The sequence below is a fragment of the Pseudomonas sp. GW823-FHT06B06 genome (assembly GCF_058795195.1).
The window spans coordinates 1-8165 of record NZ_JBXAHO010000082.1; the positions used below are offsets into that span (position 1 = coordinate 1).

At 61.0% G+C, this 8165-nt stretch carries 9 protein-coding genes; 5 read left to right on the forward strand and 4 right to left on the reverse strand.

What is annotated here, in order from left to right; all coding sequences use genetic code 11:
* Positions 1-355 precede the first annotated feature (355 nt).
* Positions 356-1729 (reverse strand): nucleotide 5'-monophosphate nucleosidase PpnN, encoded by a 1374-nt coding sequence (gene ppnN, locus AC1Q8Q_RS31975; protein ID WP_020801060.1) that lies wholly within the window; start codon positions 1727-1729, stop codon positions 356-358.
* A gap of 236 nt (positions 1730-1965) precedes the next feature.
* On the opposite strand from ppnN, the gene AC1Q8Q_RS31980 reads away from it, so the two are divergent.
* Together AC1Q8Q_RS31980 and AC1Q8Q_RS31985 are read left to right on the forward strand one after the other, a co-directional pair.
* Positions 1966-2493 (forward strand): DUF3087 domain-containing protein, encoded by a 528-nt coding sequence (locus AC1Q8Q_RS31980; protein WP_020801062.1) that lies wholly within the window; start codon positions 1966-1968, stop codon positions 2491-2493.
* Positions 2494-2542: 49 nt separating this feature from the next.
* Positions 2543-4096, forward strand: coding sequence for a sensor domain-containing diguanylate cyclase (locus AC1Q8Q_RS31985; RefSeq protein ID WP_168758375.1), 1554 nt, complete (start codon positions 2543-2545; stop codon positions 4094-4096).
* A gap of 3 nt (positions 4097-4099) precedes the next feature.
* Here AC1Q8Q_RS31985 and AC1Q8Q_RS31990 read toward each other — a convergent pair whose 3' ends face one another.
* The 3 genes from AC1Q8Q_RS31990 to dapA all read right to left on the reverse strand — a co-directional run bounded on the left by AC1Q8Q_RS31990 (position 4100) and on the right by dapA (position 6355).
* On the reverse strand, positions 4100-5017 hold the full coding sequence (locus AC1Q8Q_RS31990) for a LysR family transcriptional regulator (RefSeq protein WP_168758374.1): 918 nt from the start codon (positions 5015-5017) through the stop codon (positions 4100-4102).
* A gap of 24 nt (positions 5018-5041) precedes the next feature.
* Positions 5042-5416, reverse strand: coding sequence for a DUF2784 domain-containing protein (locus AC1Q8Q_RS31995; protein ID WP_168758373.1), 375 nt, complete (start codon positions 5414-5416; stop codon positions 5042-5044).
* 63 nt (positions 5417-5479) lie between these two features.
* On the reverse strand, positions 5480-6355 hold the full coding sequence (gene dapA / locus AC1Q8Q_RS32000; RefSeq protein ID WP_168758372.1) for a 4-hydroxy-tetrahydrodipicolinate synthase: 876 nt from the start codon (positions 6353-6355) through the stop codon (positions 5480-5482).
* Positions 6356-6762: 407 nt separating this feature from the next.
* On the opposite strand from dapA, the gene AC1Q8Q_RS32005 reads away from it, so the two are divergent.
* The 3 genes from AC1Q8Q_RS32005 (at position 6763) to AC1Q8Q_RS32015 (ending at position 7984) form a co-directional block, all read left to right on the forward strand.
* Positions 6763-7461, forward strand: coding sequence for an AzlC family ABC transporter permease (locus AC1Q8Q_RS32005; protein WP_020801067.1), 699 nt, complete (start codon positions 6763-6765; stop codon positions 7459-7461).
* The gene (locus AC1Q8Q_RS32010) at positions 7461-7772 is read left to right on the forward strand and encodes an AzlD domain-containing protein (RefSeq protein WP_010455066.1); all 312 of its coding nucleotides are present in this window, start codon (positions 7461-7463) and stop codon (positions 7770-7772) included. The genes AC1Q8Q_RS32005 and AC1Q8Q_RS32010 overlap by 1 nt, the downstream gene beginning before the upstream one ends.
* A gap of 68 nt (positions 7773-7840) precedes the next feature.
* Positions 7841-7984 carry a hypothetical protein gene (locus tag AC1Q8Q_RS32015; protein WP_168758371.1) on the forward strand — a complete coding sequence of 48 codons (144 nt, stop codon included), beginning with the start codon at positions 7841-7843 and terminating at the stop codon, positions 7982-7984.
* Positions 7985-8165: the final 181 nt, after the last annotated feature.

An 8165-nucleotide genomic window follows, 5' to 3' on the forward strand; every position in this document is an offset into this window, starting at 1 on the left:
GTTTAGCCGCGCTGGGCCATGGATGGCCCATCGCGGCGACCCACGGAGCAATGCCGGAGAGAGGGCATGCCGAGCCTAGGCGAGGCACCGAGTGGTGGGGCAAAGCCTTTTGGTTCCTTTTTGCTGGGCCGGCACTCCGGCGTTTGAAAAAGGGACTCGCCGTAAGGGCGAAACCATAAGCCGCCGTTACCGCAGCAATGGATATGTACTCAGACAACAATCTCCCACAAGCTTCGACGAGGCATAGATCAACGTTGGTAGAGGCGCCGCGAGTGCGATCCGATTCACCTCTCCTAGAAAGCAGCAAGCCGAAGCATTGGCTTCGGCTCGCACTTAACAATTTACATTAACTTGCTTACGCAACCACTCGATAACACGGCACATAAGCCGCACCACCCGGCAGCTTCATCCGGTGCTGGGCGACGAAGGCCTTGAGCAGTTGATCCAGCGGCTGCATGACGGCCGCATCGCCACGGATCTGGTATGGCCCGTGTTTTTCGATCAGGCGGATGCCCTTGTCCTTGACGTTGCCGGCGACGATGCCGGAGAACGCACGGCGCAGGTTGGCGGCCAGTTCGTGGGGTGGCAGGTCACGGCTGAGCTTGAGGTTGGCCATGTTTTCGTGAGTCGGGTCGAACGGGCGCTGGAAGCCTTCGTCGATCTTCAGCAGCCAGTTGAAATGGAACGCGTCATTGCGTTCGCGACGGAACTGCTTCACCGCCTTGAGGCCCTGGGTCATCTGTCGGGCGACTTCTGCCGGGTCGTCGATGATGATCTCGTAGTGCTTCTTGGCATCTGCGCCCAGGGTGGCGCCGACGAACGCGTCAAGCTGTTCCAGGTAGGGCGCCGCATGTTTTGGGCCCGTGAGGACGACCGGGAAGGGCAGGCCTGCGTTGTCCGGGTGCATCAAAATGCCCAGCAGGTACAGGAACTCTTCGGCGGTACCGGCGCCGCCCGGGAAGATGATGATGCCGTGGCCGACGCGGACGAAGGCTTCCAGGCGCTTCTCGATGTCTGGCAGGATCACCAGTTCGTTGACGATCGGGTTCGGCGCTTCGGCGGCGATGATTCCCGGCTCGGTCAAGCCCAGGTAGCGCCCGCCGTGGATGCGTTGCTTGGCATGGGCGATGGTGGCGCCTTTCATCGGGCCTTTCATCACGCCGGGGCCGCAACCGGTGCACACGTCGAGGCTGCGCAGGCCCAGTTCGTGGCCGACTTTCTTGGTGTATTTGTATTCTTCGGTATTGATCGAGTGACCGCCCCAGCAGACCACGATCTTGGGCTCGACGCCGGGGCGCAGCGTGCGGGCGTTGCGCAGCAAATGGAAGACATAGTCGCTGATACCCTGGGAGGTACTCAGGTCGATGCGTTGGCTGTCGAGTTCGTTTTCGGTGTAGACGATGTCGCGCAGGGCGCTGAACAGCATTTCACGGGTGCTGGCAATCATTTCGCCGTCGACGAAGGCGTCGGCCGGGGCGTTCAGCAGTTCCAGGCGTACGCCACGGTCTTGCTGGTGGATGCGGATTTCGAAGTCCTTGTAGGCTTCGAGGATGGTCTTGGCGTTATCGACGTGGGCGCCGGTGTTGAGGATGGCCAGGGCGCACTGGCGGAAGATGTCGTAGGTGCTGCCGGATCCAGCTTCGCTCAGTTGCTGGACTTCCCGTTGGGAGAGTGTTTCCAGGCTGCCTTTCGGGCTGACCGAAGCATTGATTACTTGTCGTTGGGTCATTCAATGATCCTTAAAACGATGTCATTCACGCGCAAACAACGAATGGCATCCGAATAGAGAGTATCCATGAAAGAAGATGGCACGAACTGCGCGGTCTCGCCATGTCCTCCTTTTGATGATGTATAGATGAAAAGGAGCCCCAGCATAGCTAAATCCGTCGCAGAGGCGATAATGGCCCGCGGTCTTTTTGCCCTGCGACCCTTTTTTTGCCATTGAAGCCAAGGAATCCCGACGTCATGTTCGAAATCCAGCCGATGAACGCCGACGACTATCGGCAACGGACGCGGCGCAGCACGCTGATGATCGCGCTGATCTTTCTCGCGCTGGCGATGGCCCTGTCCACCGCGGCGGTGACGTTGTTCGGCGAGCCGGGAGGGGACAATCTACGCTTCAATATCGGCGGAGTGTTTGCCGCGGTATTGGTCATGGCCGCGTTGATGCGCAAGCTGTTCTGGCACCAGCAATGGATGGCGCCGGCGGTCTACAGCTGGCAACTCAAGCGCAGCCTGATGAGCATCACCAACGTTATGCACCACCTCAAGGCGGCCGTGGAAGCGGGGGATCCGGACGCCATGAAGCTGTTGCGCTTCTATCACCTGGGATTGAGCCAGATGCACCAACTGGACGGTAACTCCAGCGATGATGCGCAACTACACCGGGAAATGGAGCAACATCAGGCGCGGATGCAAGCGCTGGGCATCGATATCCGGCAGACGCGCCTGGACCCGGCCTGGCTTGACGCGCTAAAGCGTACACCGCGATAGGCCCATGGAGCAGCAAGGGCCTTTTCATTCGATTCAAGGAGCGAACGTCATGGGGCAGCCGTCCATTCACGATCCTGTGGAACAAAACCGGCAGGGTGTCCCCCGGCTCAAGACTCGCTCTGCCGTCACCCTTTTGATTGCCGTCTGCCTGTCGATGGCGGTGATCGTGATTTGGGAATCCTGGAGCTCGCGCCAGTACCATCTGCATGACAAGGAAGTGGCGATGTCCAACCTTGCGCAGACCCTGGCCTCGCAGGCCCAGGCGGCGATCAAGCAAGCCGACACGCTGCTGTTCACCCTGGTCGATCGCCTGGAAAACGACGGCATCGACGCGGGTCGGCTCGATCGCCTGCAACGCTTGCTCGGCGCCCAGCGCCGTGAGTTGAGCCAGGTGCATGGGCTGTTCGTCTATGACGAAACCGGCAAATGGATCGCCAACTCCAACGGTGCCGAGGTGGGGGTTGCCAACAATTCCGACCGCGAGTACTTCATCTATCACCGCGATCATCCTGACCGCGGACCGCACATCGGCCCTTCGATCAGGAGCCGCTCCAGCGGCGAATGGATCATGACGGTGTCGCGCCGGATCAATCACCCGGATGGCCGTTTCGCGGGCGTGGCGCTGGCCACCCTCTACCTCAGCCATTTCCTGCAGCTTTACGATGGCATCGATATGGGCCGCAACGGTGTGATCAACCTGATCGCCGACGATGCCAGCATTATCGTGCGCCGGCCGTTTCACGAGGCGGACATCGGCACCAGCCTGGCCAAAAGCCCATTGTTCACCCGGCTGCTGCCACAGGGCAGCTCGGGGACGGCTACCGTCCGGTCCATCCTGGATGGCGTGGAGCGGGTGGTGGGCTATCGCCGGGTCGAGGGTTATCCGCTGATCGTCTTTGCCGCGCTCAACAAGGACGAAGTACTGGCGAGCTGGCGCCAGCAGTCCTTGCTCAGTGCGGGCATCGTTGCGCTGTTGCTCGGGGTGCTGGGAGGGCTCGGCTATCGCCTGATCAAGTTGATGAAGAAGCAGGACCGCATCCAGGGCGAGTTGCTCGGCACTCAGGAACGGCTGCTCGAACTCAATCGCAACCTTGAGTTGCTGGCGCTGGAAGACGCGCTCACGGGCCTGGCCAACCGGCGCCAGTTCGATCTGTTCATCCAGGCGGAAATGGGCCGCGCCCGGCACAACATGACGGGGTTGGCCCTGTTGATGATCGATGTCGATCACTTCAAGCCATTTAACGATCGCTACGGCCATCTGGCCGGTGATGAGTGCCTGCGCAAGATCGCTGTGCTGATTACCGAGCACATCAGGCGCCCCGGCGATCTGGCTGCGCGCTTTGGTGGTGAGGAGTTTGCCGTGGTGCTTCCGGGAACTGACTACGTCGGAGCATTTTTGCTGGCGGAAAAAATCCGCCACGCGGTCCAGTCCGCCGGCTTGCCGCACAGTGAAAGCCCTGATGGCAAGGTGACGGTCAGCGTGGGTGTCTGTGGTTATGATCCGGCATCCGAGGCCCAGACCAGTGAGTTGATCGGGGCGGCCGACAAGGCGCTGTACGTGGCCAAGGCCAGCGGGCGCAACATGAGCGTGATTGCCAACTGAGGCTCAGGCAAACCGGTCGCTGCCTTGTACCAGCCGGGTGCAAAGGTGCGGTTGCTTGAGCTTTTCCAGCCACCAGCCCAACGCCCGCCCGTCGTGATCGCCGCGCCAGCCGGCATACAGAATGTTCGGCTCGCGGGGATCGGCCATCTGTTTTTCCACCAGCGAGCCATTGTCCAGTAACGAGGTGACGCGATGCCTGGGCAGCCAGCCCACGCCGAGGCCGTCGCATTGGGCGAGGATTTTCGCGCGCATGGTCGGCACCGCCAGCACCGATTGGCCACCGGAGACCCCGTAGGTACTGCCTTCGCTGGCCCGGGACGAATCCGCCACGACAATCGCCCGGTGCTGCGCCACCATGGCGCGGGTGATCGGTTCGCGGGCCTTGGCCAACGGGTGCTTGGGCGAGACGGCGAACACCCACTGCATTTCCCCCAGTTGCATCCAGCGCAATGACGCGATGGCCGGTGGCTCGTTGGTGGCGCCGATGACCAGGTCCGCGCGGCCTTCACGCAGGGCCTCCCAGACACCCCGCAGCACTTCCTGGGTGATGCGCAGCGGTACGCCAGAGCCCAGCGCATCGAACTCGTGGATCACCGGGAGCAGGGTTTCGAATTCCAGCAGTTCATCGGTGACGATCCACAAACGACTTTCCCAACCATTGGCCACTTGCTGCACCCGTTGGGTCAGGCGCGAGACGTCCTGCATCAGTCGCGCCGCTTCGTTGACCAGCAATTCTCCAGCCGGGGTGAGTTGCAGGCGGTAGCGCCGGCGATCGAACAGCAGGGCATCGAAGCGTTCTTCCAGTTGCCGCGCGGCATAGGACACCGTAGAAGGCGCCTTGCCGAGATAGGCCGCGGCCCGCGACAGGCTGCCGGTCTCGCGAATCGCTTGCAGCAGCGCCAGGTCTTCAGTCGACAGCATGGGCCGAACCCTCGTGTGTGACGGTTACAATTGCCGCCGCCGTTTCCTGAGCCAGATCAATCGAAGATAGACCGCAGCGTTCAGCACCAGTACCAGGCTGCCCAATCCCAGCTGGATGGCCGGTGTCAGCCCCGCCGGGTAAATGATCGGCCACACGTAATGTTCGATGAAACCACCGCCGTAACCACCTTGTCCGGCTGCCTGGCGCATCAGGTTTTCCCAGTGCGTCAGTGGGCAAGGCAAGTGGAACACCTCCACTGCCACGCCCCAGACTGCGGCGGGCAGGTGCCACAGGATCAGGTGCTGCCATTTGAGAACCAGCAGCCCGCCGAACACCACGAACACAATGAATGCCAGGTGAAACAGCATCAGCCCATCGGCAGCGATTCGGTAGAGCATGTCGCCCCCCCCCTGGCGCGTCAGTCGAATCGCTCCATCGTACTCGCGCGGGCGCCTGGCACTCTATCGATTGTCGCTGCCCAGCACGCCGAGCACCTCCTTCAAACGACTGACCATGGCATCGCTGCTGCGTTGCATCGGTGCACGCAGCTCATCAGTGATCAAGCCTTGCAGCGCCAGCGCGGTTTTCACCGGCGCCGGGTTGGGCTCGATGAACAGGCTCTGGATCAGTGGCAGAAGCTGGAAGAATGTTGCCCGACCGGCCGCCAGCTGGTTGTCGCGAATCTGTCGATACAACGCCACGAAAAGGTGCGGATGGACATGGGCCGACGCGGCAATCGCACCTTTGGCACCCAGGCACAGGGCATTGAAGATCTGGTTGTCTTCACCGCACAGCACATCGACCTTACCGCTGGCCAGCAAGGCCAGGGTGTTGCCCAGGTTGCCGCCGCAGTCCTTGATCGCGACGATGCGCTCATGGGCGACGATGTTCAGCAAGGTCGACTGGTCGAAGGCTACGCCGGTGCGGTAGGGGATGTCGTACAGGATCAACGGCACGCTGGAAGCGTCGGCGACCGTCTGGAAAAACGCTTCGAGCCCCGCCTGGGAGGGCCGGATGTAATAGGGCGGCGGCACCAGCAGGCCGGCCAGCGGGCGCTTGAGAATTTCCTCCTGAAAGTGCAGCAGCTCGATCAGGTTGTTGCCGGCCAGACCCATGACGACCTGCCGGGCCGGCACTTGTTCCAGCACCGCATCGAGCACCGCCAGCTGCTCGTGCTTGCCCATGGCCGCCGGTTCGCCTGTGGTGCCACAGACGATCAGGCCGTCGACACCTTCTTCGAGCAGATGGCTGACCAGCCGGCGCAATCCGACGAAATCGATGGCGCCATTGTGGAACGGTGTGACGAGGGGAACCCAGATACCTTGAAACGATGACATGCACTTTCTCCTGATGGTCGACCGATTTCGTCACCGTCAGAAGCGTAGTAGGAAGTAAGCAAGGGGAGGGTGGTCCGTCGCGCTCAATGTCCTGTCAGCTCATCTGACGGGACAGCGCGCCCCGGTCACATGAGCGACTGTTTCTTCGATTTGAGGGTGCGCGCAACGCGAACTAGCGCCTTGGCTGTCAAGCCAACAACGGAAGTGTCGAGATTGAAGGTTGCGGACATTTTTGCTTACACCCTGAATTAGGCGCCCAGTTTTAAAAGCCGGCGCGCTGTTTGTCAATCACCAACATCGGGAAAATGCCGCGCCAGCCTGTGATTGGCCCAAGTGCGCAAGATTGTTCAAGCCATCGGCCGTGACTGCTGGCACAGTCTCAGGTCTTTCCCTGGTTGCAGAGCGTTATGTCCAACTCACATTTGCCGCGCAGCGCATTCTTGCGTGGCGCCGTGGCGATCATGCCGTTATCCCTGGCGACAGCCCCTTGGGGCCTGCTGGCCGGCTCCATGGCCATCGAAGCCAACCTCACACCGCTGCAAGGCCAGGGCTTGTCGAGCATCGTGTTCGCCGGCGCCGCGCAGTTGGTGGCCATTGGTATGCTCAAGGGCGGGGCCGGGATCTTTTCGATCTTGCTGACCACCTTGTTGCTGACCTCTCAGCATCTGCTCTACGGGATGAGCATGCGTTCGGTGATCTCGCCATTGCCGGGTCGCTGGCGAGCGGGGCTGGGCTTTTTGCTCACCGATGAGCTGTTCGCCCTGACCAGCCAGCACGACAAACAGCAGTTCGATCGCTGGTACGCTTTGGGTGTCGGCTTGACGTTCTACGTGGCCTGGAACCTCTTCACCCTGGCAGGCATCGTGCTAGGCAGCAGCATCCCCGGCCTGGAACACCTGGGTCTGGACTTTTCCATCGCTGCCACCTTCATCGCCCTGATCACCCCGGTGGTGCGCAACGTCCCGACGGTGGTCTGTGTCGCGGTCTCGCTGTTCTGCTCGGTGCTGTTCAGCTATTGGCAATGGGGCTCGGCCCTGGTGCTGTCGGGACTTGCCGGCATGACCGCGGGTTTTATCTGCAACAAATTCCAGGGAGCGCGCACATGATGGTTTGGGCAGTGATTATCGGCATGGGCGTCCTGGTGTTTCTCAACCGCTATGTGTTCCTGGAGCCGCGCCTGCCGCTGCGCTTGAGCAGCAATGCCCGGCAGTTCCTGGGGTTCGCCGTGCCCGGCATGTTGACGGCGATCTGCGGGCCGATCGTGTTCATGCCGGACAAGCAACTGAACCTGCAATGGGACAATCCCTACCTGATCAGTTCGCTGGTGGCCGTCGGCCTGGTGCTGTACACCCGCAACACCTTGCTCAGCATGCTGTTGAGCATGGGCTTTTTCTTTTTGCTGCGTTGGTGGCTGTGAGCCGGGCAGGGGAAATTGTTCTACGCTTAGAGTTGATGACCGATCCCTTCAGGAAGAGAGGTGAAACCATGGCAATAGAGCAAAAAAAACCGGATCCCGAAGACGACATGGATGAGCCGACGGAAGATGAAATCGAAGAGCAAAAACATTCAGAGCAGACGTGGAAGCATGACGACAGCAGAGAGTTGTCGGAGCCTGACCGCAAGTTCTGAGTGACATATTTGGATTGGGTGTATATCCGTTGCTGCGGTAACGGCCACTTAGGGTTTCGCTCTTACAGCGAGTCACTTGGAAGAACGGAACGCCGCCCGGCCCTAAGTAACCAAGGGCTCTTGCCCCTGGCGTTCGGTGCCTCGCTAATGCTCGGCATACCCTCGCTCCGGTCCTGCTCCG